This window comes from Bacteroides intestinalis (assembly GCF_003464595.1).
Classification (GTDB): Bacteria; Bacteroidota; Bacteroidia; order Bacteroidales; family Bacteroidaceae; genus Bacteroides; species Bacteroides intestinalis_A.
In genome coordinates this window covers 287,439-312,111 of the sequence record NZ_QRZF01000002.1, presented here as the reverse complement: position 1 = coordinate 312,111, position 24,673 = coordinate 287,439, and the positions used below count along the sequence as shown (strand labels likewise).

General features: G+C 43.0%; 26 protein-coding genes, 1 tRNA gene and 1 pseudogene. 9 read left to right on the top strand and 19 right to left on the bottom strand.

Annotation, left to right across the window (positions count from 1 at the left end):
* The first annotated feature begins 48 nt into the window (after positions 1-48).
* The 3 genes from DWW10_RS03720 to DWW10_RS03710 all read left to right on the top strand — a co-directional run bounded on the left by DWW10_RS03720 (position 49) and on the right by DWW10_RS03710 (position 2,975).
* The gene (locus tag DWW10_RS03720; protein ID WP_118420841.1) at positions 49-2,142 is read left to right on the top strand and encodes a KamA family radical SAM protein; all 2,094 of its coding nucleotides are present in this window, start codon (positions 49-51) and stop codon (positions 2,140-2,142) included.
* 109 nt (positions 2,143-2,251) lie between these two features.
* Complete coding sequence (locus DWW10_RS03715; protein WP_118420840.1) at positions 2,252-2,827, top strand: uracil-DNA glycosylase family protein; 576 nt, start codon at positions 2,252-2,254, stop codon at positions 2,825-2,827.
* A 75-nt stretch (positions 2,828-2,902) separates the two neighbouring features.
* Positions 2,903-2,975: transfer RNA gene (locus tag DWW10_RS03710), tRNA-Trp, on the top strand.
* A 79-nt stretch (positions 2,976-3,054) separates the two neighbouring features.
* On the opposite strand, the gene DWW10_RS03705 is transcribed toward DWW10_RS03710, so the two are convergent.
* The 4 genes from DWW10_RS03705 to DWW10_RS03690 all read right to left on the bottom strand — a co-directional run bounded on the left by DWW10_RS03705 (position 3,055) and on the right by DWW10_RS03690 (position 6,487).
* Positions 3,055-4,503 carry a calcineurin-like phosphoesterase C-terminal domain-containing protein gene (locus DWW10_RS03705; RefSeq protein WP_118420839.1) on the bottom strand — a complete coding sequence of 483 codons (1,449 nt, stop codon included), beginning with the start codon at positions 4,501-4,503 and terminating at the stop codon, positions 3,055-3,057.
* Positions 4,504-4,605: 102 nt separating this feature from the next.
* Positions 4,606-5,151: a 7-carboxy-7-deazaguanine synthase QueE gene (locus DWW10_RS03700; RefSeq protein ID WP_022392082.1), complete on the bottom strand. Its 546-nt coding sequence runs from the start codon at positions 5,149-5,151 to the stop codon at positions 4,606-4,608.
* 30 nt (positions 5,152-5,181) lie between these two features.
* The gene (queD, locus tag DWW10_RS03695) at positions 5,182-5,514 is read right to left on the bottom strand and encodes a 6-carboxytetrahydropterin synthase QueD (RefSeq protein WP_007213057.1); all 333 of its coding nucleotides are present in this window, start codon (positions 5,512-5,514) and stop codon (positions 5,182-5,184) included.
* 115 nt (positions 5,515-5,629) lie between these two features.
* On the bottom strand, positions 5,630-6,487 hold the full coding sequence (locus tag DWW10_RS03690; protein WP_022392081.1) for a phosphodiester glycosidase family protein: 858 nt from the start codon (positions 6,485-6,487) through the stop codon (positions 5,630-5,632).
* Between the two features lie 109 nt (positions 6,488-6,596).
* On the opposite strand from DWW10_RS03690, the gene DWW10_RS03685 reads away from it, so the two are divergent.
* Positions 6,597-6,956 carry a YbaN family protein gene (locus DWW10_RS03685; RefSeq protein WP_022392080.1) on the top strand — a complete coding sequence of 120 codons (360 nt, stop codon included), beginning with the start codon at positions 6,597-6,599 and terminating at the stop codon, positions 6,954-6,956.
* A 4-nt stretch (positions 6,957-6,960) separates the two neighbouring features.
* Here the strand turns inward: DWW10_RS03685 and DWW10_RS03680 are convergent, their stop codons facing one another.
* From DWW10_RS03680 to DWW10_RS03630, 11 genes and pseudogenes are all read right to left on the bottom strand, one after another.
* Positions 6,961-7,545, bottom strand: a complete 585-nt coding sequence (locus DWW10_RS03680) for a 5'-methylthioadenosine/S-adenosylhomocysteine nucleosidase family protein (protein ID WP_022209546.1) — start codon at positions 7,543-7,545, stop codon at positions 6,961-6,963.
* Between the two features lie 50 nt (positions 7,546-7,595).
* Complete coding sequence (locus DWW10_RS03675) at positions 7,596-8,189, bottom strand: hypothetical protein (RefSeq protein ID WP_022392079.1); 594 nt, start codon at positions 8,187-8,189, stop codon at positions 7,596-7,598.
* A complete protein-coding gene (locus DWW10_RS03670) occupies positions 8,179-8,649 on the bottom strand; it encodes an RNA polymerase sigma factor (RefSeq protein WP_118420838.1) in 471 nt (156 codons plus the stop codon). The genes DWW10_RS03675 and DWW10_RS03670 overlap by 11 nt, the downstream gene beginning before the upstream one ends.
* Positions 8,650-9,492 (bottom strand): alpha/beta fold hydrolase, encoded by an 843-nt coding sequence (locus DWW10_RS03665; protein ID WP_022392077.1) that lies wholly within the window; start codon positions 9,490-9,492, stop codon positions 8,650-8,652.
* Positions 9,493-9,588: 96 nt separating this feature from the next.
* Entirely contained in the window at positions 9,589-10,083 is a 495-nt protein-coding gene (locus DWW10_RS03660; RefSeq protein ID WP_022392076.1) for a GNAT family N-acetyltransferase, read from the bottom strand.
* Positions 10,083-10,367, bottom strand: a complete 285-nt coding sequence (locus DWW10_RS03655; RefSeq protein WP_007213050.1) for a winged helix-turn-helix domain-containing protein — start codon at positions 10,365-10,367, stop codon at positions 10,083-10,085. The genes DWW10_RS03660 and DWW10_RS03655 overlap by 1 nt, the downstream gene beginning before the upstream one ends.
* Positions 10,368-10,403: 36 nt before the next feature.
* Entirely contained in the window at positions 10,404-10,985 is a 582-nt protein-coding gene (locus DWW10_RS03650; RefSeq protein WP_022392075.1) for a hypothetical protein, read from the bottom strand.
* A 21-nt stretch (positions 10,986-11,006) separates the two neighbouring features.
* A complete protein-coding gene (locus tag DWW10_RS03645; RefSeq protein ID WP_022392074.1) occupies positions 11,007-11,792 on the bottom strand; it encodes a hypothetical protein in 786 nt (261 codons plus the stop codon).
* Positions 11,793-11,907: 115 nt separating this feature from the next.
* Positions 11,908-12,465 (bottom strand): hypothetical protein, encoded by a 558-nt coding sequence (locus DWW10_RS03640; RefSeq protein ID WP_022392073.1) that lies wholly within the window; start codon positions 12,463-12,465, stop codon positions 11,908-11,910.
* Positions 12,462-13,087, bottom strand: a pseudogene (locus tag DWW10_RS03635) (hypothetical protein). Before DWW10_RS03635 ends, DWW10_RS03640 begins: the two are co-directional and overlap by 4 nt.
* 4 nt (positions 13,088-13,091) lie before the next feature.
* Positions 13,092-13,466: a DUF2141 domain-containing protein gene (locus tag DWW10_RS03630; protein WP_022392071.1), complete on the bottom strand. Its 375-nt coding sequence runs from the start codon at positions 13,464-13,466 to the stop codon at positions 13,092-13,094.
* A gap of 505 nt (positions 13,467-13,971) precedes the next feature.
* Here DWW10_RS03630 and DWW10_RS03625 point away from each other — a divergent pair.
* From DWW10_RS03625 to DWW10_RS03605, 5 genes are all read left to right on the top strand, one after another.
* On the top strand, positions 13,972-14,265 hold the full coding sequence (locus DWW10_RS03625; RefSeq protein ID WP_007213044.1) for a hypothetical protein: 294 nt from the start codon (positions 13,972-13,974) through the stop codon (positions 14,263-14,265).
* A gap of 8 nt (positions 14,266-14,273) precedes the next feature.
* The gene (locus DWW10_RS03620) at positions 14,274-14,564 is read left to right on the top strand and encodes a cell division protein ZapA (protein ID WP_007213043.1); all 291 of its coding nucleotides are present in this window, start codon (positions 14,274-14,276) and stop codon (positions 14,562-14,564) included.
* A gap of 144 nt (positions 14,565-14,708) precedes the next feature.
* Positions 14,709-16,244: a ribonuclease Y gene (gene rny / locus DWW10_RS03615; protein ID WP_007215675.1), complete on the top strand. Its 1,536-nt coding sequence runs from the start codon at positions 14,709-14,711 to the stop codon at positions 16,242-16,244.
* A 132-nt stretch (positions 16,245-16,376) separates the two neighbouring features.
* Positions 16,377-17,138, top strand: coding sequence for a copper homeostasis protein CutC (locus DWW10_RS03610; protein WP_022392070.1), 762 nt, complete (start codon positions 16,377-16,379; stop codon positions 17,136-17,138).
* A gap of 15 nt (positions 17,139-17,153) precedes the next feature.
* A complete protein-coding gene (locus tag DWW10_RS03605; protein WP_022392069.1) occupies positions 17,154-18,125 on the top strand; it encodes a hypothetical protein in 972 nt (323 codons plus the stop codon).
* A gap of 27 nt (positions 18,126-18,152) precedes the next feature.
* On the opposite strand, the gene DWW10_RS03600 is transcribed toward DWW10_RS03605, so the two are convergent.
* The 4 genes from DWW10_RS03600 to DWW10_RS03585 form a co-directional block, all read right to left on the bottom strand.
* Positions 18,153-20,816 carry a transglutaminase-like domain-containing protein gene (locus tag DWW10_RS03600; protein WP_022392068.1) on the bottom strand — a complete coding sequence of 888 codons (2,664 nt, stop codon included), beginning with the start codon at positions 20,814-20,816 and terminating at the stop codon, positions 18,153-18,155.
* Positions 20,817-20,869: 53 nt separating this feature from the next.
* The gene (locus tag DWW10_RS03595; RefSeq protein ID WP_022392067.1) at positions 20,870-21,283 is read right to left on the bottom strand and encodes a DUF2141 domain-containing protein; all 414 of its coding nucleotides are present in this window, start codon (positions 21,281-21,283) and stop codon (positions 20,870-20,872) included.
* Between the two features lie 136 nt (positions 21,284-21,419).
* Positions 21,420-23,360, bottom strand: a complete 1,941-nt coding sequence (locus DWW10_RS03590; protein WP_022392066.1) for a TonB-dependent receptor plug domain-containing protein — start codon at positions 23,358-23,360, stop codon at positions 21,420-21,422.
* Positions 23,361-23,509: 149 nt separating this feature from the next.
* Positions 23,510-24,454 carry a LytTR family DNA-binding domain-containing protein gene (locus DWW10_RS03585; RefSeq protein ID WP_022392065.1) on the bottom strand — a complete coding sequence of 315 codons (945 nt, stop codon included), beginning with the start codon at positions 24,452-24,454 and terminating at the stop codon, positions 23,510-23,512.
* Between the last annotated feature and the right edge of the window lie 219 nt (positions 24,455-24,673).

Sequence of the window (24,673 nt, the reverse complement as noted above, 5' to 3'; positions counted from 1 at the left end):
TCGCAGCTCGCAACTATTTCAGTATTAATCATTAAAAAACAACCGCTTATGAAACAAAAGAAAATGCTTGCACTCACTTTATCCCAGTTGAAGCAACTTTATCGAAATGAACTTCCCGAAATTGTACGCATCGCCGAACAGAGCGACGGTACGGAAAGCTTCAAACAAGGCATTTCGGAATTCATTACCAGTCAGGCTGATACGGAAAGTGAAGTTGTCAGGCAAATTCGACTTCTGATTGAATATGACGGCCAGGAAGTCCATGAACTTTCTACCGATGAACAAATGATTGTTTCCACCCTGTCACTTCTATACGCGTTTCTTACCGGAAATCTGGAAGAAGATGTGGAAACAGACGTGTTCCTGGATATTTTCCAGCAATTCAAACGCTTACAGCATCCTGCTGCCCCACTCCCCGCACCCCAACGCGTCAAAGCATGGACCGAACGCTGGCCCAGCGGACTGGACGAAGATGTACAACTGATCCGCGCCAAAAATAAAGAGCGTATTCTGCACGCATTGATACAAAAGATAGAGCACCGTACTGCCATTTCCCGCTTCCATTTTGAAGAGGGCATCAGCTACGAAGAGAAATACCGTCTCGTCAGCGAATGGTGGAATGACTTCCGTTTCCATCTGGCCATGGCTGCCAAAAGCCCTACGGAGCTGAATCGCTTTCTGGGCAATTCACTTTCTGCTGAAACCATGTATCTATTATCTCGTGCCCGCAAGAAAGGAATGCCTTTCTTCGTTACACCTTACTATCTGCACTTGTTAAATCCCGGCAGCACAGGATACAACGATGAATCTCTGCGCAGCTATATCCTCTACTCCCCGCAACTGGTGGAAACTTACGGGCAAATCCGCGCTTGGGAACGTGAAGACATAGTAGAAGCCGGAAAACCCAATGCGGCCGGCTGGCTTCTGCCCGACGGACACAATATCCACCGTCGTTATCCGGAAGTAGCCATCCTCATTCCCGACACCATGGGACGCGCTTGTGGCGGGCTTTGTGCTTCCTGCCAGCGTATGTATGACTTCCAGAGTAAACGACTCAATTTTGAGTTTGACTCCCTGCGTCCTAAAGAAACATGGGAGAAGAAATTACGCCGTCTGATGACTTACTTCGAGGAAGATACCCAATTGCGTGACATCCTCATCACAGGTGGAGATGCCCTCATGAGTCAGAACAAGACGCTGAACACAATTCTGGAAGCCGTTTACCGTATGGCTGCCCGTAAACGGAAAGCCAATCAGGAACGCTCGGAAGGAGAAAAGTATGCCGAATTACAGCGTATCCGCCTCGGATCACGTTTGCCAGCTTATCTGCCAATGCGTATCAACAATGAATTGGTAGAAATTCTGCGAACTTTCAAGGAGAAAGCATCCGTCATCGGTATCCGTCAGTTCATTATTCAAACGCATTTCCAAACGCCACTGGAGGTTACCCCCGAGGCAAAGGAAGGTATTCGCAAATTATTATCGGCAGGCTGGCTGATTACCAACCAACTAGTGTATAACGTAGCTGCCTCACGTCGGGGACATACCACCCGCCTACGCCAGGTACTTAACGAACTGGGAGTTGTCTGTTACTATACATTTTCCGTAAAAGGTTTCGAAGAAAACAATGCAGTCTTTACGCCAAACAGCCGTTCCATGCAGGAACAGCAAGAAGAAAAGCGTTTCGGCAAACTGAATAAAGAAGATGCCTTCAATCTGTCTGCATCGCTCGAAACCGCACTCGATCCTGCATCCTGTATCCGCCACTTCCTGAAGATACATCATCTTCCGTTCCTTGCCACAGACCGCAGCGTGTTGAACCTGCCCGCCATTGGCAAGAGCATGACGTTCAATCTGGTAGGAATGACCGAAGACGGAAAGCGCATCCTTCGTTTCGACCACGACGGAACACGTCGCCACAGCCCGATAATCAATCAACTCGGACAGGTCTATATTGTAGAGAATAAATCCATAGCCGCTTACCTGCGACAACTGCGTGCTATGGGAGAAGATGTGGAAGACTACGCAAGTATCTGGAATTATACGGAAGGCAAAACCGAATCACGGTTCAGCCTATACGAATATCCAGACTTCCCTTTCCGCATCACAGAAAAAATGAGTAATCTGGAAATAGCAGAGTAACTTCCGGAAATAATCTATACTTTTGCATAAGAAAATCACAGAGTCGTCTGAGAAGTCTGAATTACATTCCGGGCTTTTCAGACATTTTTTATCCTAAAAACAGGTAAGTATGGAAATAGAACGACACCCCTTAGAACCCTTCCTTCCCGCTGATGCCCGTTTGCTGATGCTGGGAAGTTTTCCACCTCAAAAGAAAAGGTGGTCGATGGAGTTTTACTACCCGAACTGGAACAATGACATGTGGCGGATTGTAGGACTCCTGTTCTTCAATGATAAGAACCATTTTCTGAACGAAGCGGCAAAAGCTTTCGACAAAGATCGCATTATCCCTTTCCTGCAAGAAAAAGGCATTGCCCTATTTGATACAGCTACCGCCATACGACGGTTGCAGGACAATGCATCCGATAAATTTCTGGAAGTTGTGGAACCTACGGATATCGAGGGTATGCTCCGTCGCTTACCGGAATGTAAAGCCATAGTTACTACAGGTGAGAAAGCAACGGAAACTTTATGCGAACAGTTCTCTCTTGAAAAGCCGAAAGTGGGAGATTTTACAGAGTTTGTTTTTGATGGCAGACCTATGCGACTCTATCGGATGCCTTCTTCTTCGCGCGCTTATCCGCTTGCTTTAGAAAAAAAAGCAGCAGCCTACCGCATTATGTATCAGGACTTACAGATGTTATAAGACGAGAGAGCGTTAAAATAATCGCTCATCCCTCTTGCATATTTAAAAGTTTACATTACCTTTGCAGCCGCAAACACGGGAGTAGCTCAGTTGGTAGAGCACTGGTCTCCAAAACCAGGTGTCGGGAGTTCGAGCCTCTCCTCCCGTGCAAGATGAAAATAGCTGCAAGTAAAAACTTGCAGCTATTTTTGTTTATAAACCCGTCATAAACGAGTATTCAAAGCCTGTCATTTCAATTCTACAGCCTGAGTAAAGCTCTGACCGAAACGATTCGTTGCTACGATCTTCACTGATTTAGCCTTATCCGTAGGACGTACCCGGAATAAGTGCGATGTATGATACCCTGTAGCCTTTCCTTCTTTCATTGTAATATAATCCTGATCCTCATCGTCAAAAGCCTCCATTACACCCGGTTTCTCAACGCTGTCTTCATAGTAGGATAACTTCCATGCCGGATCATAATCCCAGACATTAACCACCAGATACTTAGGTTGGCTCTGAAACTCACCCGGCTTATACACACGAAACTGATAATCGAATGGACGACCGGTAGCCTTATACTGCCAGGAAATGTCATCACCAGTCACATTTACCATCAGATAACCATTGGGAGCACCGCAACGATTTACATCTCCTGCCCACCAGGCACCACAAGCTGCACCAATATTATGTTCATAGATAACAGGAGTCACAATGCGGTTTTCATAAAAATGAGTATGACCGACAAAGATATGCGTCTTATAATCTTTTAGTATCTCAAAAAGTTGTTCGGCATTACGGGCATTAGCTCCTCCTCTACCCGTACTGTTAGCCGTAGGAGCATGAAGATTCAACAGTACGGTAGTACCCGGCTTCACATAGCTCAGATCCTTTTTCAACCATTCCAATTGTTCAGGGGTAAACTGCTCCGTATATTTCTTCTTACCTTTATAGTCTATGTCCTTCATCGAAATAATATGCACTTTCCCTACATTAAGAGAATAATCCGTCGGTCCAAAATGGTCACCGAACACCGATTCCCCGTATTCTTCCTTATTCGTAGCAAGGCTCAATGCCGTATATTGCTGATCAAAGTCGTGATTACCAATCACATGATACATGGTTAAGTCCAAATCAGAGATAACCTTCTTATACGAATCATACAAAGGCATAACATCCCAGACGATATCTCCCAGAACCATTCCGTAAACTTCCTGCGAAGACAATTGCTTCAATGTTTCCTTCAAATCAACCACAGTTTCCGAAGCAAAGCGATCCAACTGTTCCTCATTTCTTGCCTGCGGATCAGAGATAGCTATAAAGGTAAAATCCTGAACCGGCTGTTCTCTCTTCACCAAGCTGAAATCACAACGATTCTTTTTCTTTTTTGCATCAATCCGGGCATAATAGCCAACAGGTAATGCATTCTCTACATTAGTTTTGTAGTCCGCCGGAACAGAAAGATAAACGAATTTAGACTGTGCGGGATCAGATACCAACTGATAACGCCCTTTATCATCAGTCTGTGTAAAATTAACGCCATCTGTCACAACAACACCTGCAACAGGTTGTTTCTGCGTATCTGTCACCACACCACTTACGACAATTTCTTTTTTAACGGGTTGGTCTACTGCGTACCCTCCTGCTGCAAATAAATTCAGCAAAAGCAGCAAGGATAAAAAACGAATTGATTTCATGTTTCTTCTCTTTTTAGAATTTTAATTTCACGGCAAAGTAAGCCCTAAAAAGCAAAAGAAAGATGTCATTCACGTTACATTCCTATAACACTACCCGATTCATTAACGAATGTCAATCAGTTTATGTGTTTGCAGACTCAACCGCCATTTAGGATGTTGCATGACGCACGCCACTGTTTCCGCAGTATTACTACATGAACAGGGTTGCAGAAAAAAATATTCAGCAGGAAGCAACTCGTAGACTCCAATGTCCTGACCTTCGTAAACGACCTTCACCTCATCCATACGGGTAATCCCCAACTTTACCCCTTGCTTGGGAGAACAAGTCACCCAATCAATATTTTGGGGCAATGGGTTCGTTCCATTCGTTTCGATACAGACATACTTTCCCGCCTGGTGCAAACGGTCGATAAAAACCTCATCAATCCAGAGAGAAGGTTCTCCACCCGTCAGGATAACCGTAACAGCCGGATACTTTCCTACTTCGGCAATAATTTCATCATCGGACATCAGTACACCTTCTTCATGCCGTGTATCGCAAAAAGAGCATTTCAGATTGCAACCGGAAAAGCGGATAAAGACAGCAGGCGTGCCGGTGTGATAGCCTTCACCCTGCAAGCTATAAAAAATCTCATTAATCTTTCTCATAAAAAATATTTGTGCCGGCTTTCAGTAGGGTTATTCTTTCTCATAAGTGGCTACATTGGATTCAGATTCCTGCACCTCGACTTTGAAGCAAGTAGGTATCTGCTCACATATCCAGCGGGCTATATTCTCTGCGGTAGGATTGAATGGAAGAACTTCATTCAAATTACGGTGATCGAGCTTTCCTTTCACCGTTTCTTTGATGTGACTGAAATCAACTACCATTCCATCGGCATTGAGTTCCCGGGAACGGCAGTAGACTGTGATAATCCAATTGTGACCATGCAGATCCTCACATTTGCTGCGATAGGAAAGTTTCAGGCTATGGGCAGCTGATATTTCCATGCGTTTAATAACTGTATACATATTCTTGTTAATACGCTAATTAAGAAAATACTTTGTCTGTTGTCGCACCTAATGTCACCTCGGCACGGCACAAAAGTACAAAAATTCTAAGGATTACAGTTTAAATCTTCCGCTTTTATTCGTAAACACAAAGTGAATTGGCAACCTTACGCTCCCCTTTATTATCATAAAGTTTATTGTCAGTAAGCTTGTTTACAATTCCATTATCCGGTGCAGAAGCGCTCCAAAGTGTAGTAGAGCCACCACCATCCAGGTTCAAAGCTTTCTTTGCACCCAATACACGGAGAAGATGTGTCAACTCAGAGATATTGATACCTTCCGCCTTACCTTCGAAACGGCCCGCAACCGCAATCAGAAACACCGTTCCATCCTTCATCAGAGCCACGGCACTCCGTGGATGTTTAGTCTGAACGAATGACCAGTTACAAGCAGACAAGTCACAAGCTTTTCCATCCAGCAGCATCAACGGACCGGAAACGAGAATACTCCCTTCTTTCTGTTCGCAAGTTTTCTCATCCTGTTTCTTCCAGGCTATGATGTCCAGTTTCCCTTTATCTATTTTCACGGCACCATTGGATACAGTACTGAGTACACCGGTCGCAGTAGTATCCACCACCACCCCGTCTTTCCGCAAATAGCAGATAGAAGTTCCTTGCTTGATATCGAAATATGAACCGTTAATAGCCGCCACTGCACCGGAACGACGGGCCGCACTACTGGTTTCTTCTTTAGGAGAATGAATTAAAATGTCAAACCGATGTTGCTCCGGTTTGATTTCAAGAATAGCAACATGCTGCGGAACACCATACAAAGAAACGAACTCCGCTTCGCGACAAAGTACACCTTTTCCCATAGAAGTTACATTCCAATGAGCAGTAACAAGTGCTAAAGAGTCTGCGGTGGTCTGTGCCACCACAACAAATACATTACACAGTATCAGCAATAGCGTGAAGACGGACTTTCTCAAATACATGTTTTGACTTTATTGAAAATTCTTCGCAAACATAAGCATTTAAAGCGAATGTCAGACAACAAAGCAAACAGAACTTTCTCCGTAAACAAAAAAAGAGTACTTTTGCGACATGAAAACCCTTTATATAGCACTTGGTACACTCTCTTTAGCACTTGGTATCCTCGGCATTTTTCTGCCGTTGTTACCCACTACTCCATTTCTGCTACTCACGGCTGCACTCTACTTTAAAAGTTCGCCTCGCCTATATAACTGGTTATTAAATCAAAAGCATCTCGGCCCTTATATCCGCAACTTTCGTGAAAACAAAGCCATCCCTCTACGCGCAAAGATAATTTCCATCTCGCTGATGTGGATCACTATGCTCTACTGCGTGTTTTTTATCGTTCCATATGTATGGGTAAAAGTAATACTCCTGATTATTGCAGCAGGAGTAACCTATCATATCCTTTCATTTAAGACGCTGAAGTAGATGCTTATTTAACCGCTCCACCTATCTGTTCAAAGAATTCCCCCAACCCCTTACGTGCATCAGCCAGTTTATCCTCCCAATGCTTCACGGAGTTCTGTCCTATGATATCCGTCACATACTTCACAGCAATAAAAGGCACGTTCTTGGCACGGCAAACAAAGGCTTGCGCAAAAGCTTCCATATCGACCACATCGCCTTTCACATCCGAAAGTTCCGTCAGAAAAGTATCACCTGTATTACAAATGCCTTCTCCTGCCCAATGCATACAGTATCCCTTCTCTGCCAGCAAGGCAGAAGAATCAATCTCATATTCTAAACCCATATCGGCTAACTTCTGCATATCACGGTCTATAAAATGACGGCACACCAGAATATCTCCTACCTGACAATCAATGCTTCCCGCCGTACCTACGTTGATCACCAAGTCCGGCTTGGCCTGATTGAGTACTTCAGAAACATAATAAGCTGACTTCACTTTGCCTACTCCCGTACGAATATAGCCGATATGAACTTCTTCCTCCTCTATCAATCCGGGAAACTTTAACTCCGTAAACTCGCCCTGTACGGCGTAAGTAACTAAAATTTTCATACTACATCTTTTTATTTTGAGCGAGTAAATGTACAACTTTTTTTTAGAAACTAAAATTCATCCACTTGCGACTTAATCTTTTCGATCTGCCTGATCAAGCAATCCATCTTCCGCCTATTCTTTTTAATCATTACAGGACGCAGAACAAACCAATTAAGGGCAATCCATAAAAACAAAACAGAATACGCTATCAGTCTGAACGCAAAAGATGAATTAAGAGTATATTCATACATATAAAGAAGGATACCGGAGGATAGCAAAATGAAATATAAACTCATTACCTTAGTCTGCATGAAAGTTTCTTTCCCTTTCAGCATAAGCAAATTATTCAAATAATCGATATTCGACTGTTTCTCGTCCAATGACCTATACAAAGAAGTTATCTTCCGATTGACCACCACCACAATACACATCGGCAGGATTCCCACAATGATTCCAATCTTAGTACTCAAGAATTGCGGTTTGAAATAGATCCAGATAAATATCATAAAAAGGATAGTCAACACTAAGATAACATCAAGAAATATCCCCTTTTTAAGACCGTTTTTTCTGAAACGGCTGATCTTATTCAATATTTCAGATTGATCGGCAGCCGGAACAGTCTGCCTGTTCCACAATTCTTTTATATCAATATTACTCTCCATATTCTTTGAATTTTCTTGTTAACCGGACTTTTATACGATGAATCCTTACACGGACATTACTCTCCGACAATCCAATGATTTGCGCTATATCCGCTTGCCTGACATCTTCCAGTTCCAGCGAAATGATAATGCGGTCTATCTCCGAAAGTTCTGCAATAAACTTGTATAGTAACTGAATCTGCGGCTCAATATCCGTCTTTTCATCTTCAAATAAATCGGCAGGAAACTGCGTAGATAAGATTTGCTTCTTCCGTTCCAGCTGACGCAGGCAGTTATTGGTTGCAATACGAAATATCCAGGTATCAATATTGGCTTCATTCCTGAAGGTGGGCAGATATTGCCAGACTTTAATAAAAGTTTCCTGAGCCATGTCCTGAGCTAAGCTGTAGTCATTTACATACCCCATGCATAAGCGGAATATTTTATTCCAGTACCTCCTATATATATCTTCAAATTCCACTTAACGCTCTTTTATAAATTCACAAATTTGATGAATGAACCATTCCCTATCATCAAACATCACAAAATGCAAGCCTTTATCTGCATATCTGATTTGTGCTACTGACAAATTCTTATATTGATTCTTAATGACCGTATCTATATGTTTGAAATAAGGTTCCAAAAGTACGAGAGAAGGGACAACTATATTCTTTATACATTCCCTTAAATCTGTATTCGAGAAATCACAGAATAGTTTAGCATACGTCTTTCTGTCAGATGCCAATCCCCAGTTTACAATTTCGGTAAATCTCAATGAATCAGTGGTAAGCGTTGCCGCACTCATTCTTTGCATCTGTGCAAATTGCTCCTCATCCATAGCTGTAATCCTGTCAATTAAATCTGTGCAGTCATTATCAGGAGCAGATTTAAAATCAGGAACTGTCAAAGCCATCAGACAAGGCAAGGCATCTACAATCACAATCTTTCCTGTAAGCTCCGGGAATTCAGCCGCAATTGCAAGTACCAAACCACCTCCCATACTATGCCCCACGAGAATAGGTTTCTCTATCCGCTCCTCTTTGATAAACTTTGCAATCTGCATTTTCCATCTTTCGAATGATGGACACTCTTCAGGTGCAACGCCCGAAAAGCCCGCCATTGTCAGCACATAGCAGGTATAGCTGTCTTTCAGTACGCTGACTGTTTCCGCCCAGACATCACCCGAGCATGCAAAACCGGGTATAAATATAACCGTTTGTTTTCCTGTTCCCGATTTTACTACCGAAAAAGGATAATCCTGTGCAAAAATCAAAAGAGAAGTTCCCAATAACATCAGGATCAAAAGTAATCTTTTCATCGCCATATATTCTAAAGTTTTTCCTTTAGATACGGGTCACTCCGGAATGTTACAAGAAAAAGAGAATAGTATCGAAAAACTTCAATCTGATTTCTGTCTATTCTATAAGTTTTTCGGACATATCACCTGTTTGGCCATCCAGAAATTAGTAAGAGAAAGCTGATTAGCCTTGCGCTTTTGTTCTTCCTCCACTATATAACCTTTTTTTTCAAAGAAAGGGCGGGCTGTTAAACTCACTTCAGATGTAATCCGTATAATTCCATTTGTAATTGCATACTGTTCTATTTCATTCAAAAGTATTGTAGCAATACCTTCACCCTGAAAATCCTTGTGAACAAACATAGAGTGTAAATAACCCTGGGGAGTGATAGATGAAAAACCTACGATTTCCAACTGTTGATTAATAGCTACAATAAAATAATGGGTCTTTATCATATCTTCTATATTAGAAAGATCATCCCCACATGATGCCCAGTCTTCAACTTCCGCCTGTGAGTAATCACGCCTATTTATCGCGAGAACAGTATTCTGAAATAAATTTTTCAGCTCAACAGCATCCGACTGCAAAGCTGCTCTAATTATAAAGTTTGCTTTCATTATTTTATAATATACGTTTTCAGTGCTTCCACATATTCCTCAAAAGCGTCTACTCCCTGTGGCGTAATCTTACAGATAGTGCAAGGCATCTTTCCCTTGAACGTCTTCGTCACCTCCACATACCCTGCTTTATTGAGTTTATCAATCTGCACGCTGAGGTTGCCCGCCGTTGCCCCCGTCTGTTGCCGGATAAAGACAAAGTCTGCCTCTTCGACACCAATAAGCAACGACATCACCGCCAGGCGCAGTTCGGAATGCAGTAAGGGGTTCAGTTCTTTAAACATGCTTTCTTTCTATTTTTATAGTGCAAAGATAATACATTAAACTCTTCGTTTTGACATTATGTTCAAATAGTGTCCCGGGATGACCATCATGAAAACAAAGGCTAAAGCGAAAAGCAATATCTGATCAAACTTGTCTATATACAGACAACCCAATGATGCAAATATACCCAGCACACCGCTTACCGTAACCAGTTTCATGTTTATAATCAGCCCGGTTAAAGTAGTTCCCATCCCCATCATCAACAGAATCACAAAGAGTATAGGCAGACTCCAATAGATCATAGATACACATGAAATCAGCAATCCGCATAGTCCGAAAACTACCCATACATATCCTACTATCCGGTCGATATACGTTTTTGCCATCCTTTGCTTTTTCCTCTGGCTATAGATAGTGACCGGGTAAGAAACAGCCGGCATCAGAAGCCATAAAAACTGCCAGTAATAATTGCCGGTTTCTTTCAAAAGATACCAAACCAGCAAAGAGGTCACCACAGTCATGTATCCCCATACTAAAAAAGGAGTTCCGGCGTTTTTCACCATCTTGAACTTTGTATTCTGTATCATTTGAGTGATGAGTTCTAAACTCTCCTTCTCATTCAATTTCTTATTGTCCATATTCAATACAAATTATTTTAATCATACACATTCCGGATTCTGTCTCTTCTGTCTGCTGCTCAACAAAGCATAAATGGACATACCCAGCAGAGGCAAGTGATACAATCCGACATAAAACCCGGTATCAGAAGCAAAATTACCCATATTATAACATCCGATAATAACTCCTACCATTGCTGTCACTCGCAGCACTACCCTGTTCACTCCCCGTTTACTTAGTACAAGCAAAGTTAGAAACACAGGAGTCATCGGGCAGAAAGCCAATGCCGAACCGCCATCATACAAATAATGCAACTGAAAATCCGGCAATGCCGTTTTCAGACTCATCGGCCACCACAAACAAAACAGAGCAACAGGTATCGTCCAACCGGTTTTCCAGGTAACATTATCAAAAGAAAACTCATTGTTGTCCTTCCATGCAGCCCACAGCCAGACTAATGCAACGAAACCAATCATTACAACGTTCACTGTTACCATACTGAAACCATGCTGTTCTGTTACTGCCATATTCTGTATCACAGCATAAAGCAGGTAAAAACAACCTGTAATAGCAGTAAAAACCCTGCTAAACTTTCCCTTCCAGACTACAACAGCTATCAAAGCCAGGATCATCATCACCTGAAAATAAAAGCTGTATGAATACATATCCATAATAAAGGCATGCTGCAACGTATAGAATACGATGTCTCCCGCTGCCTCAAACCTAAAATCTTTCGTCGCTACAGGCATCAAAATGAATTGCAATACCACCAGCAATGAAAAGAATTTCCAGGAAGTTAAAAAACTCTCCCAACGATTCGCTTTCATGATTGATTCCCTTTCTTTAATATATCACTTTTCCCAATCATATACATTTAGTATTAAATAGAGCATCAAAGCCCAATTACCCGCAAGCATATATATCACCCAAGTTCCCATTTTTTCATTCTGCTAATAGATAAGACAAAGACAGCAACAACACTAATAGGAAAACGCCCAATACCAAAAACAGTCTTTTCGTTACGGGATACTGTTTAGCCATCATTTTTTTAGAAAATAAGAATGCTTCACCCAAAGCCAATACAGCTAACCAGGCATAACCATAGAATGTGGTAATGTGCCATACGTCCTTCGACTTCATGTATACTGCAAAAAACAGATAGTCGGATAGCAAAGATATTCCTACCGCAATCAAGGCTAACAGAAGAGCTTTCTTCATCAGATTTCCTACTCCACTTTCGCAAACCAGACAAACATATATGCCTACTCCCCAAAAGACGGGATTTACAGTCAGCATCAGAATGATACCCAATTGCGGACTATGACTCCAAGGCACCCATAACACTACATTAGAAAGCCAATACAGGCAAAATACCATTAGTGAGGTAACTGCCAGCCAAAGCAGATTTTTCTTGCGATTTTGCATCATTCGGGTAATAGCCTCTATATTACCCTCTTCAAACATATCAGCTTTTTCTGCTGTTAATGATCCGGTACTCATCGTTTATTATCCTTTCTTGCACAATAATTCAGGATATGCCCGGGAATAATCAATGCAAAAACAATCACTAATACAAATTCTAACAATGACAAATAGGAAGAAGCTTATCCAGAATGCTGAATAACATATTCAGTCCCAATGCAATTCCAAAAGCAGGGAAACCGGAAAAGAGTGTATAGCGAATTATGCTCCCGGTTATAATACTACTCAGAGAAATAAGGATTGCGCATATCGGCAGAATTATCTCATAATGCTTGGTAAACGTTGCTCCAAGTACAATCGCAATACAAAGTAGCCCCATGATTTGCCACATTTCATTCAAGACCTTATCGCCATACGACTTTGCGAGCTTACGTTGCTTACGTACCAGTATGAAGCTAAAGAGATAACCTAAAACCGGAACTCCCCAAAAGCCCCACATCCAAACAGGATTTCGCGTCCAATAGATTCCTGCAAAAACTACCAACGTCACTATTGCAGCAACATATCCCCATAACAAAAACATATTTCCACTACCCGTATCTAAATTACGTCGGGTATTCTGTATCATTTGAGTGATAAGTTTCAAACTCTCTTGCTCGTTCAATTCTTTGTCTTCCATAATAATGTCTTTCTCTTCCATTAAATTATTTTTTAGCTTTATTCCGCAGATCGGTCAACTCGACATCAATTGTTTTTGCTTCAGCTGTCATGTCTAAATCCACAATCGCACAATTCTCCGTCGGTACACCGTCTACTCTGTCCAATTGATAATTACCGTTTTCATCGTGGTACACATACAATTTGCATTTCCCTTCGGGTACTTCTTTCAATACAAGCGTCACTGTATCACCAGTAGCGTCCGCCATCGCATACTGCCCTTTATCAGCAGCAACCATCACCTTTCCTTTCGCCGAACGGATATTCTTCACCTTCACCGTCAAGTCACTCTGAGCAGAAACAGATACTGCACCAAAGACTAACACTAACAGCGTAACCCATTTAATACCAGTCATTTTCATAATCATACACAATTTAGATTTTCACAATAAAAACATATTTTGGGTTCGAACTCCGCTACAAATATAAGTAGTTTATTTTATAAACCAAATTATTATATAAATTATTTTATGATGAGCAATATATAACTAAAAACTAAATGTCATGTCGCAAGAAACTAATTCCTGCACTGCGATAAACTAATCATCAGGATTAATAATATTATTCTTACCACAGTTATATTAGTTTCTTACTACAACTATGTTATATTCTTACCACATCTATTGTAAGAAAGAAACATAGTTGTAGTAAGATTAATATTATGCAAGAAAAATATTAGTGTATCGCAGTATCAAGATTAGTAAAATGTACAAATTGATATAGTTTTTAGCCACCGCCGAAGATTCCATTTTCAAACGTCACAAATTCCTTTTTCCGGTTATTTCACCTCTCCTACAACATTTTTCCCTGAAAAGTTTTTGTAATCTCCAAGTTAATTGTATTTTTGTGTACAATTTTGGTATAGTAATGACTGACGAAGAAAAGAAGCGATTAAGTACCTTTGAAGCGAGACTGCGCCATTTGATCTTTTTGCATGATGAATTGAGGCGTGAAAATGCTGAATTAAAGCAACTTCTAAAAACTAAACAAGAAGAATGCGAGCAGGTACATGCCGAATATGAAGCTTTGGAAGATGACTATACGAACCTAAAAACAGCAATGACAATCAGCCTTAACGGCAGCGACGTAAAAGAGACGAAACTGCGATTGTCCAAATTAGTGCGTGAAGTCGATAAATGCATCGCTTTGTTGAATGAATAACGAGATGTATGAACGATAAAATAAAGATAAACCTGCAAATGGCAGGCTCAACCTACCCCCTCACCATACTGCGCGAGGAGGAAGAAATGGTTAGAGAAGCCGCCAAACAGGTGGATATACGGCTCAATGCGTATCGAGAACATTACCAGAATGTGACTCCCGAAAAGATTATAGCCATGGTGGCCTATCAATTTGCTTTGGAGAACCTGAAAATGAAAAACCGAAACGATACTCGTCCGTATGCCGACAAGATAGAAGAACTGACAGAGGTGTTGGAAACATACTTCAAAGGACTGTAAACGTCCGGAAGCTTTTCCTCAGAACACCAGAGCCAGCAAAAGAATTAGAAAATCCACGCACTGTGTGAAAGTATCCCTCTTAAAAAGAATGAGGGTGGCTTTCCTGCAGTGCGTTTTTTATTTATATACTTAAAACAAATTGAAATGACAGTAACAATACTAGTATCCATTGCCTGTTTCATTATCGGTGGATTTCTGTCGTACATGTTCTTCAAACATGGTTTGAAGTCCAAATATGACAACATTCTGAAAGAAGCCGAGGCTGAAGCGGAAGTGATTAAAAAGAATAAGTTGCTCGAAGTAAAGGAGAAGTTCCTGAACAAAAAAGCAGACTTGGAGAAAGAAGTAGCGATCCGTAACCAGAAAATTCAGCAAGCGGAGAACAAGTTGAAACAACGTGAGTTGGTGCTGAACCAACGCCAAGAAGAGATACAGCGTAAGAAATCAGAAGCTGAAGCGGTGAAAGAAAACCTGGAAGCTCAGCTGGTTATTATCGACAAGAAGAAAGACGAACTGGATAAACTGCAACAGCAGGAAATTGAAAAACTGGAAACCATTTCCGGTCTTTCGGCCGACGAAGCCAAAGAACGTATGATCGAGTCTTTGAAAGAAGAAGCCAAGACGCAGGCACAGTCCTTCATCAACGACATCATGGACGATGCCAAGCTGACTGCCAGCAAAGAAGCAAAACGTATCGTAATACAATCCATACAGCGTGTAGCTACGGAAACTGCCATCGAAAACTCAGTGACCGTATTCCACATTGAATCAGACGAAATCAAGGGACGTATTATCGGTCGCGAAGGCCGCAATATCCGTGCGCTTGAAGCCGCAACAGGTGTGGAAATTGTGGTAGATGATACGCCCGAAGCTATCGTATTATCAGCTTTCGACCCTGTACGTCGTGAAATAGCCCGCCTGGCACTACATCAGTTGGTGACTGACGGACGTATCCACCCGGCACGTATCGAAGAAGTTGTATCTAAAGTACGTAAACAAGTGGAAGAAGAAATCATCGAAACCGGTAAACGTACTACGATTGACCTCGGTATCCATGGCTTGCATCCTGAACTGATCCGTATTATCGGTAAGATGAAATATCGTTCTTCTTATGGTCAGAACCTGTTGCAGCATGCCCGCGAAACAGCCAACCTTTGTGCTGTGATGGCATCGGAACTGGGTCTGAACCCCAAGAAAGCAAAACGTGCCGGATTGCTGCATGATATCGGCAAAGTGCCCGATGAAGAGCCGGAATTGCCGCATGCACTCTATGGTATGAAGCTGGCTGAGAAATTCAAAGAAAAACCAGATATCTGCAACGCTATCGGTGCCCACCACGATGAAGTGGAGATGACGAGCCTTCTGGCACCCATCGTACAGGTATGTGATGCTATCTCAGGTGCCCGTCCGGGAGCACGTCGCGAAATTGTTGAGGCTTACATCAAGCGTCTGAACGATCTGGAACAGTTGGCAATGGCCTATCCGGGTGTGACGAAGACGTATGCTATCCAGGCAGGTCGCGAGTTGCGTGTAATTGTTGGTGCTGATAAGATTGATGATAAGCAGACTGAAAACCTTTCCGGTGAAATTGCGAAGAAGATACAGGATGAGATGACTTATCCGGGACAGGTGAAGATCACAGTAATCCGTGAGACACGCGCAGTAAGTTATGCGAAATAAATTGTAAAGATTGAAACTAGTGATAAAGAGGTGGGGAAACAAAAAATCCCTGCCTCTTTTTGTTTTCTTTGTCATTCACGAAACTGTTTCTTATTTTTGCATCTACAAACCAAGTAATCCTGATTATCAATTATGGAGCAATATCAATTTGAAGTTTGTGCCAACTCTGTGGAGAGTTGCCTTGCCGCACAGGCAGGAGGAGCAAATCGGGTGGAATTATGCGCCGGAATACCGGAAGGAGGTACTACCCCATCCTACGGAGATATCGTCATTGCCCGGGAAGCCTTAACAAAGACTCTTCTGCACGTCATCATCCGTCCCCGTGGCGGAGATTTTCTGTACTCCCCCATCGAGCAACGCATTATGCTGAAGGATATCGACAACGCCCGTCGATTGGGAGCAGACGGAGTTGTATTCGGTTGTCTTACCGCTAAAGGAGATGTAGACCTGTCCTTAATGAGGCAGCTGATCGAAGTTTCACAAGGTATGTCCGTTACGTTCCATCGTGCTTTCGACGTATGCCGCAATCCACAGGAAGCGCTGGAGCAAATCATAGAGTTAGGTTGTAACCGTATTCTTACTTCCGGTGCACAGGCCACGGCCGAACAGGGCATCCCTTTATTAAAGAAATTGCAGCAGCAGGCAGACGGGCGCATTATCCTATTGGCAGGTTGCGGAGTAAATGAAAATAATATCGCTCACATCGCCATGGAAACCGGTATCCGGGAGTTCCACTTCTCAGCAAGAGAAACCATCGAAAGCAAGATGCTGCACAGGAACGGAACAGTTTCGATGGGGGGTACTGTGAACATAGAAGAGTATTGTCGCCCCATCACTACCGCAGAACGCGTAAAAAAAACAATAAAGGCGTTGACCGGTCCCATTAAGAATTAATTTAAAACAATCAATATGAAGGCATTAAGTGTAATCACTTTATTAACTCTCCTCAGCATTTCATGTGCGCATGAAGCTAAAAATCAAAGTTCCTCAAATTCCACTTCCGACAGCATTGTCCCTACTTTCCTGAAACAGGAAGAAGCCGCACTCCTTCTTCAGAAAGAAGACGAGCATATCCGCAGATGGAGCTCATTTGACTTGGCTTCACATACCGTTGGCATCGAAGGCGGAAAACAGGGATATTTGCAGTTTGCCGGCGCACAAACCTGTAATTGGAATGATGAGGAAACGGCTCTGCTTCAGAAATCATCTCAATCCATCAATCAGATTATCCGTGAAAAAGAGCTGAAACTTCCTTTCCCGGAAGAAGTCAGATTAATAAAGTCAACGATAAAGGAAGAAGGTGGTGCGGGAGGATATACCCGGGACACTTACATCGTACTTATCGACAGGTTGCTCGAACATCCTGAATATGTAACCAAATTGTTGGCACATGAAGCATTTCACGTCCTTACCCGGAACAATCCGGATTTCCGCAAGAAGATGTACAGCATCATCGGTTTTAATATTCTTCCGAAGGAAATAGAATTTCCCGAAGAGTTGAAAGAACGGTTTATCTCCAATCCGGATGTTATCCGCCACGATAGCTATGCTACTTTTACCATCAACGGTGAAAAGAAAGATTGCTGCATGGTTATTTATTCAACCAGGCCTTATGAGGGAGGCAGCTTCTTCCAATACCTCAATATTGGCCTCGTTCCCATCGACAAAAATACCTGCAAAGCGATTGAGAAAGAAGGTAAGGCAGTGGTTTACTCTATTAACGAAGCCTCTGATTTTTATGACAGAATGGGACGTAATACTCAGTACATCATTGACCCGGAAGAAGTGTTAGCCGATAACTTCAGTTTATTGCTGACAGGAATGACAGAGGGGTTGCCTTCACCGGAAGTGATACAAAAAATGGAAGAGGCTTGCAAATAAGCCTCTCCCACTCTATTGTTGCTGTTCTTATAGTCCTTTCACCGTTTTCATCAACTGCTCACCCAAGCCGATAGTATAACCCTGTGAAACAAATACCACGCGATTGAAGGTATCAGCAATGATAAATATGGGCAATGTATCTTTGCGTTTCAACTTCATATTCTTCACAATCTGCTGAGCTATGTCTTCTGTGTCGATTCCATAAATCACAGTATTGGGTAAACCGGAGAAGTCAGCAGCACGATATTTGCCGGCCTGTTCCTGATTCGGGAAGAGTAATACAAGCTTTCTACCCCATTTCTCCAGGTCAGTTTTCAAAGCAGAGATATCCCGTAAGGCATGGTTTGTAGGCTCCTGGTTCACCCCAAGAATACCGACAACGAAGTATCCACGGCCACAGGCTTGAAGCAGACTTTGCTTGTTGCCGCCTTCCAATGTTGTGAACAAGCTCTCCGAATTGAAGTTTCCGATAACCTGTACTTCATCTTTGTTTTCACGCATCACCAGTTTCGTTTCTGTACGTCCACCTGCTTTCACATTCAATGATGTCATTTGCGCCAATACACCACCACTTGCCAGGCGGGTACCGGTTACCAGAATATAATCTCCGGCATCCAGAGACGTTCCCTCCTTCAGCAAACTGCTCCATGTAACACCGCCACCCATGTCTGTGTCACCCTCATCGTAAGACAACAACTGCAAATTACCTTGCGGAGTTACTTTGGAAATAGTGAAATGAGAATAATATTTCGGATTATCCAGTGACTGAATCGGTGTATATGTAGCTGCAAGCCTGCCCCTCTGCGCAGGTGCCTGTCCGGCTGCTTCGAAGTTCACATCTATGGCTCCGTCGTCAGTTATCAGTTGTACTTTACCCGTCACCTCATCAATGCGTGCAGGAACTCCCATACTGCGTGCCATGGACACGAAGAAGATATCACGACTGTGGGCATCGGCCAAACGTGCTTTCCACACACCTTCGGGAGATACAGGAGGTGCTCCCAGATTACATTCCTTGTTCACCTGAATGTTCTTTGCCACCCATGCAACCATCTTCATAGGCTCTGCCACATAAGCCTCAACATCTTCTTTCGAAATCACCTTACCAAAGAAAGTTTTATACGGAGTCAACATCTCATTGCTTACGCGCGGATTGCGCACATATTTACGGAAATATCCGGCATTCGTCGTACGCACACGAGACTGCATGTGATCTATCAACACATCCAGACGAACATCACGAAGGTCTTTTGCCGAAATCTGCTGCAAAAGGTCTATCCCGCCTTTCCTGGAGTTATCAGAACGCAAACGAGTCATGAACTCACGGATTACTCTGTAATTTCCACGGGCGGCAACCAGAATCTTGGCTACTGCATCCCGATCCAACTTATAATCTCTCGCAAAGTTGCGTGCTGCCTCTTCCGAGATGAACTTACCGACATAAGCGTTACGGATAGAGTCTTCTATCGCCAGTCTGCGGTCATTTTCCGCCCGCTGTTCCGGCGTCACTTCGGGTAAGTTGGCACTTTCTGCAGGAGGCACAATATCAACATCTACCGTGAAGCTGTCACCCGCTTGCTTATCAAGGGTTACGGTCAGTTCTGCTTGCTTGCCAAAAGAAAGTTTAGAGAAGCCGAAACGACCATCTTTGGAGGCCCAGACAAGCATATCCCCTTTTCCGGCAGTCAGTCCGCACATACCGCTGTCGTCGGTATGTTTCGTTGCTACGGTATAGAATTCCGCATAATTGTAGAGTTTGAACTCCACGCAGGCGTCAGGAACCGGATTTCCCGCTTCATCTTTCACCATAACCTTGGCTTGCGCTGTAGGCGCATAATTATCAATCACATTGATTTCCGTATACGTGGGGTTAACGGACATTACTTCTTCTTTTCCTTCATAACGTCCGAAAACCTTTGTGTGCATCAACATTCCGCGACTGGCAGGGGCATTGAACCAACCAAGATCCAGTACCGGTTCCGGTTCGCAAGCACCCAAGAAATGCCATTTACCATCTGCCCAAGCTTCCACCCATGCATGGTTATCGTCCGTATGTGCCCATCGTGGTGTATAAACCTGCCGTGCCGGAATACCTACCGAGCGAAGTGCCGCCACCAGCAAGGTAGATTCTTCGCCACAACGCCCATAAGCAGTACTCACTGTTGCCAGTGGTGAACTGGTACGGGCATCGGAAGGCATATAGACAGCTTTCTCATGACACCAATGGTTCACTTCCAGGATGGCATCGTATAAAGAAAGGGACTTCACACGGTCTTTCAGCTCCTTATAGAACACTACCCGCGCACTATCCAATTGTTCGTTGTTCACCCGCACCGGAAGTACAAAGTGTCGGAACAAATCTTCGGGAATGGTCTTTCCCCAAGGCATTTCCTCTGCGGCACGCTGGGATGCGCGGATATTCATTAAGTGAAATTCACCGGGATAATCAGTAATATCCGCCAGTGGCATATAGGCATAAAGGAATTCCAGGGTTTCCTGCTCATAAGTGCTCAGCGAAGCATCATCCAGTATCGTAAATAGTTCTCCCTGCGGCATCAGAGCCTTCTTTTGCTGAAAGTCCTGCTCCACGCGCGAACGATACGAGGCATCGGTCATAAAATGGGATTCTCCACAGGCAGCAAGCAGACAAAGTAGCCAGCATATTCCGAAAAGTTGTGTAGCTCGTCTCATAATACTTACATTAATTAAGGTGTGAGCTACAAAGTTAAAGAATTATCTGAAGTTTATTTCAGATGTACCACTAAAGTTGTATCCTCAGAGAAAGTAATACTGCATTTTTCGTAGGAAGGGGGGCCCATAACACCTTCAGCATCATTGCTGAAACCAAACTTCTCCACAGGAATACCGAAAGCACCGGTATCCAATTTACCATTTCCATTCTCATCCTGATACATGGAGAAGGCATAAGTTCCTGCCGGAAGCCCTTTACAGGGGATAGACACAACTTTATCCTTCACCTCTACAGCAAAACCGGCAAGCGGCTTCTTCATGAATGTCTCCTGAGAGTTGTAGATGGCGACATAGAGTTTACCAGCCACATTTTCAATACCACGTACTTCCAGAGTAAGATTTTGTGCAGACAGACTTTGAGTTGCAAAAGTCAAAACACATACGAAACTAATAATCATTGCTTTCATTTGAATTGTTTTTAAAGAGTTTATAAATAGATACGCGGACAACACGGATTAGGCGGACGAACGCGGACCTTTCTTTGATTAATATAGTTTTTAATCCGCGTTCGTCCGCCTTATCTGCGTCGTCCGCGTATCAATATTAGAAATTAGAAACATCATAAGCCGCCTTCTTCCCAAGTGTGATAAATACCCCGATATAGAAGAAATGATCGTTTGAAGCCAGAATAGCTTTATTATTCACCCGCCCAAATTCATTTTTCCGACAAAGGATATTGGTAGCAGAGGCATGGATAATCACTTTCTTACTGGGCAGGAATGTCAGTCCGAGATCAAGACTGTTATAAGGCTTCACATGATCATTCATCAAACCCGGTAAATCCGGATTATGATAAGGACGCCCACTGCTGAAACGGTTCGTCAAACCGACTATCGTGCCGATTCGCGGAATGGAATACTTCAGCACTACGGATGCATTGTGCCGAGTGGCATATTGCGGAGTAGTCAGTTCCGTATATTCCTGAAACTTCCGCTTGGCAATATTATATGTATAGGAAAGTTGGTATTCCAGATTCTTCAGCAGGACACGGTCATTAAAGAATAAGTCGAAACCTTTACTGTAGCCATAACCACCGGAAGTCAGTACTTCCGCTGCATCTACCGTTCCCTTTTCCACCAATGCCAGACGGTCATATTTCTTATAATAAAGTTCAGCTTTGTAGAAACGTCCATCACCCTCATACTGTGCACCCACATTATACTGAATGCATGATTCCGATTTCAACTTGTTCTCCTGAGCCAGCAATCTGCTAACCGGCAACTGTGTATATCGTCCCGCCGTAGCAGAGAGTACTACATCTCCCAAATAGTAATTAACAGCCAGACGGGGTGAGAAATTCACCTTTTCATTCAATGAAGTATATTCTGTGCGGACAGAAAGTTCCGCCTTCAATTGCTCCACCGGATAGTAAGTTGCCGAAAGAAAGCCTGCACTGATCGTCGGATTCATTTCATGATGGCTATCTATTCCCTCCGCCTCTTTCATCTGATATTGATAACGATTCTCATACCGGCGGATAAAACTCTCCACTCCCATATCCAGACGAAAAGCCGGAGAAATACGCTTGAACACTTTTGCCTTTGCATGAAGTTCCTGTTGTTGTTCCATCCAATGATCTGCCGAAAGTGATACATTACCTATCTTCTGTTCAAAGAAAGAGAATGCTGCACCTGCAAACCAGTTCCATCCACCGGAAGTACGCTTACGGAAAGTTGTATTAAGATAGAAATTATTCTCATTCAAATCAAACAGTCTACGTTCAGCACCTTCATAATTGGAAAAGTCAGTATGATCATAGCCGCCATAAATCTTGAAAAGCGTAGCATCATCGGGATGATAGCGGAATTGTGCCGATCCGGTCATCATCCGGTAGGGATCTTCAAAATCCGTACGTCCTGAATAGATATGATCATAGACACACAAGTCCTGATAATCCAGGTTCACCGAAAGCGAACCTTTATCGAAAGCCCGTGTACCTCCTCCACCGAAGTCTACCGTAGAGGCATTGATGCCTAACTTATTGATAGGGCTCTTATCCTTTGTCTCCAATGGTAACACAGCCGAAAGTGCATCCCCGTATTCCAACGGAGCCCCGCCCGATTCCAGATTGACACCACTGAACATAAAAGTGGAATAACGTCCGCGTGCCGGTGAATTTATACCTGTAGCCGTATAAGGATTCAAGACGTGCATTCCGTCAATGTATGTCTGTGTTTCATCACTACTTCCGCCGCGCACCAGCAGACGGCCACTTTCTCCTTGTACCTGCGTGCCCGGCAGTGTCTGCAATGCCTGATACAAATCACCGTTTGCACCTCCCACGGTCACCAGTTCCACCGGACTCATATCACTCCAACGACTGTTGGCAACAGGCGTTTTTTTACCTTTCACTACCACTTCCTTCAAATCTACACTGTCATTGTATAGTTGCAAGAAAACGGTATCTGTCACAGCTGTCTGCGCCTCCAAGTGCTGCACCGTCAGCAATACACTTACACTAAAAAGTAGAATCAATCTTTTCATTTTATCTATGTTCTTTACGATTTCCGTCAGCAAACATAGACTAAGAATTTCAGGCAAAAAAATATCCGGGACAGACTGCCCGGATATGTGACAAACAGCACCCCTCCTGTGACGAATGGCTGTATTTTTCTTTATTCTGTGACGAATGACTACCCTTCCGTCCCCCCTTCTATCAGCGTTTTTATCTCTTTTGCATAGCCTCTGGAAACCGGAACTTCTTCTGTACATCCTTCCAGTCGCAAACGGTATCCTTGTGAGTTTCCATCTACTTTTACCACAGTGCGTATGTTCACCAGAAAGGCCCGGTGACAACGGACAATGAACGAACAGGCAGCAACCGCTTCTTCTGCCTGCTTCATAGTAGCCCGCACTAACTTTTGCTGCATCTTATCCGCACTACTGTAAGTTACTCTTATATAATTCCCTTCTGCTTCTACATAAAATAAGGTATGGGCATCCACTTCCAGCATTTCTTTCGTTCCACCGGAGAAAACCAACTGCATAGGAGTTTCTTCTTCTGCCACTTCTTCTGCTGCTCTCCCCTCTCCTATCTGTTCCTCATTCCTTGTCCGAATCTTCTCCTTCTGGGTATTCTCTCTTTTCGCAAGAGCGTAGTTGATCTCCGTTGCCTCCTTCAGATTACGTACCAGCTGCAAATTACGATTCCACATCAAAAAGAAGACAATAGGGAAAGGAGCAAGAACCGCCACCCAAGCCAAACTTATCAGAAATCCTTTCCAGCTCAGTATGAATGAACCAAATACCCAAGCCGTATAGAAACAGTTACCTATCGCAATCAACAAACAAGCTCCCAAGGTTCCTAACAATTCTCGACCTAATGTCCAGTTCTTCTCACTATGATAACGGGGGAACAAAGCAGGAAACAAGTACGTGGAGATACTCAGTGCCAATGAAGAAACCACTCCATAACCTAACACTACCCAGAATTTATAGCCTCCCATCATAGAAATGCCAAAAGGCTGCAACACAAAAAGGATCAGAAACACTATAAGTGAAGGTATTATCACGCTTTTCCATCTCTTCACCAATGATGGATAAGGGCTTCGTAAAAGTGTCAACAGTTTATTTATCATTATGACTTCCTGTTTGTAAGGGTTGATTATGTGTAAGATGCTACAAAGGTATATAAATTATTAATAGATCGTACATAGGTCATTTATTCCATTTTTAGTCACACTTTTGTAATATGCATATAGCAAAACCGGGCGTTTCTAAAGAAAAACGAGGAGAAAGTACATTATTTTATGTTTTAAAACATGTTTATCGTGAACAATTCGTATCTTTGCAGCGTT

Coding starts and splice junctions, on each gene's coding strand:
- DWW10_RS03720 (WP_118420841.1), top strand. CDS start 49: ATGAAACAAAAGAAAATGCTTGCACTCACTTTATCCCAGTTGAAGCAA.
- DWW10_RS03715 (WP_118420840.1), top strand. CDS start 2,252: ATGGAAATAGAACGACACCCCTTAGAACCCTTCCTTCCCGCTGATGCC.
- DWW10_RS03705 (WP_118420839.1), bottom strand. CDS start 4,503: ATGAAATCAATTCGTTTTTTATCCTTGCTGCTTTTGCTGAATTTATTT.
- DWW10_RS03700 (WP_022392082.1), bottom strand. CDS start 5,151: ATGAGAAAGATTAATGAGATTTTTTATAGCTTGCAGGGTGAAGGCTAT.
- queD (WP_007213057.1), bottom strand. CDS start 5,514: ATGTATACAGTTATTAAACGCATGGAAATATCAGCTGCCCATAGCCTG.
- DWW10_RS03690 (WP_022392081.1), bottom strand. CDS start 6,487: ATGTATTTGAGAAAGTCCGTCTTCACGCTATTGCTGATACTGTGTAAT.
- DWW10_RS03685 (WP_022392080.1), top strand. CDS start 6,597: ATGAAAACCCTTTATATAGCACTTGGTACACTCTCTTTAGCACTTGGT.
- DWW10_RS03680 (WP_022209546.1), bottom strand. CDS start 7,545: ATGAAAATTTTAGTTACTTACGCCGTACAGGGCGAGTTTACGGAGTTA.
- DWW10_RS03675 (WP_022392079.1), bottom strand. CDS start 8,189: ATGGAGAGTAATATTGATATAAAAGAATTGTGGAACAGGCAGACTGTT.
- DWW10_RS03665 (WP_022392077.1), bottom strand. CDS start 9,492: ATGGCGATGAAAAGATTACTTTTGATCCTGATGTTATTGGGAACTTCT.
- DWW10_RS03660 (WP_022392076.1), bottom strand. CDS start 10,083: ATGAAAGCAAACTTTATAATTAGAGCAGCTTTGCAGTCGGATGCTGTT.
- DWW10_RS03655 (WP_007213050.1), bottom strand. CDS start 10,367: ATGTTTAAAGAACTGAACCCCTTACTGCATTCCGAACTGCGCCTGGCG.
- DWW10_RS03650 (WP_022392075.1), bottom strand. CDS start 10,985: ATGGACAATAAGAAATTGAATGAGAAGGAGAGTTTAGAACTCATCACT.
- DWW10_RS03645 (WP_022392074.1), bottom strand. CDS start 11,792: ATGAAAGCGAATCGTTGGGAGAGTTTTTTAACTTCCTGGAAATTCTTT.
- DWW10_RS03640 (WP_022392073.1), bottom strand. CDS start 12,465: ATGAGTACCGGATCATTAACAGCAGAAAAAGCTGATATGTTTGAAGAG.
- DWW10_RS03630 (WP_022392071.1), bottom strand. CDS start 13,466: ATGAAAATGACTGGTATTAAATGGGTTACGCTGTTAGTGTTAGTCTTT.
- DWW10_RS03625 (WP_007213044.1), top strand. CDS start 13,972: ATGACTGACGAAGAAAAGAAGCGATTAAGTACCTTTGAAGCGAGACTG.
- DWW10_RS03620 (WP_007213043.1), top strand. CDS start 14,274: ATGAACGATAAAATAAAGATAAACCTGCAAATGGCAGGCTCAACCTAC.
- rny (WP_007215675.1), top strand. CDS start 14,709: ATGACAGTAACAATACTAGTATCCATTGCCTGTTTCATTATCGGTGGA.
- DWW10_RS03610 (WP_022392070.1), top strand. CDS start 16,377: ATGGAGCAATATCAATTTGAAGTTTGTGCCAACTCTGTGGAGAGTTGC.
- DWW10_RS03605 (WP_022392069.1), top strand. CDS start 17,154: ATGAAGGCATTAAGTGTAATCACTTTATTAACTCTCCTCAGCATTTCA.
- DWW10_RS03600 (WP_022392068.1), bottom strand. CDS start 20,816: ATGAGACGAGCTACACAACTTTTCGGAATATGCTGGCTACTTTGTCTG.
- DWW10_RS03595 (WP_022392067.1), bottom strand. CDS start 21,283: ATGAAAGCAATGATTATTAGTTTCGTATGTGTTTTGACTTTTGCAACT.
- DWW10_RS03590 (WP_022392066.1), bottom strand. CDS start 23,360: ATGAAAAGATTGATTCTACTTTTTAGTGTAAGTGTATTGCTGACGGTG.
- DWW10_RS03585 (WP_022392065.1), bottom strand. CDS start 24,454: ATGATAAATAAACTGTTGACACTTTTACGAAGCCCTTATCCATCATTG.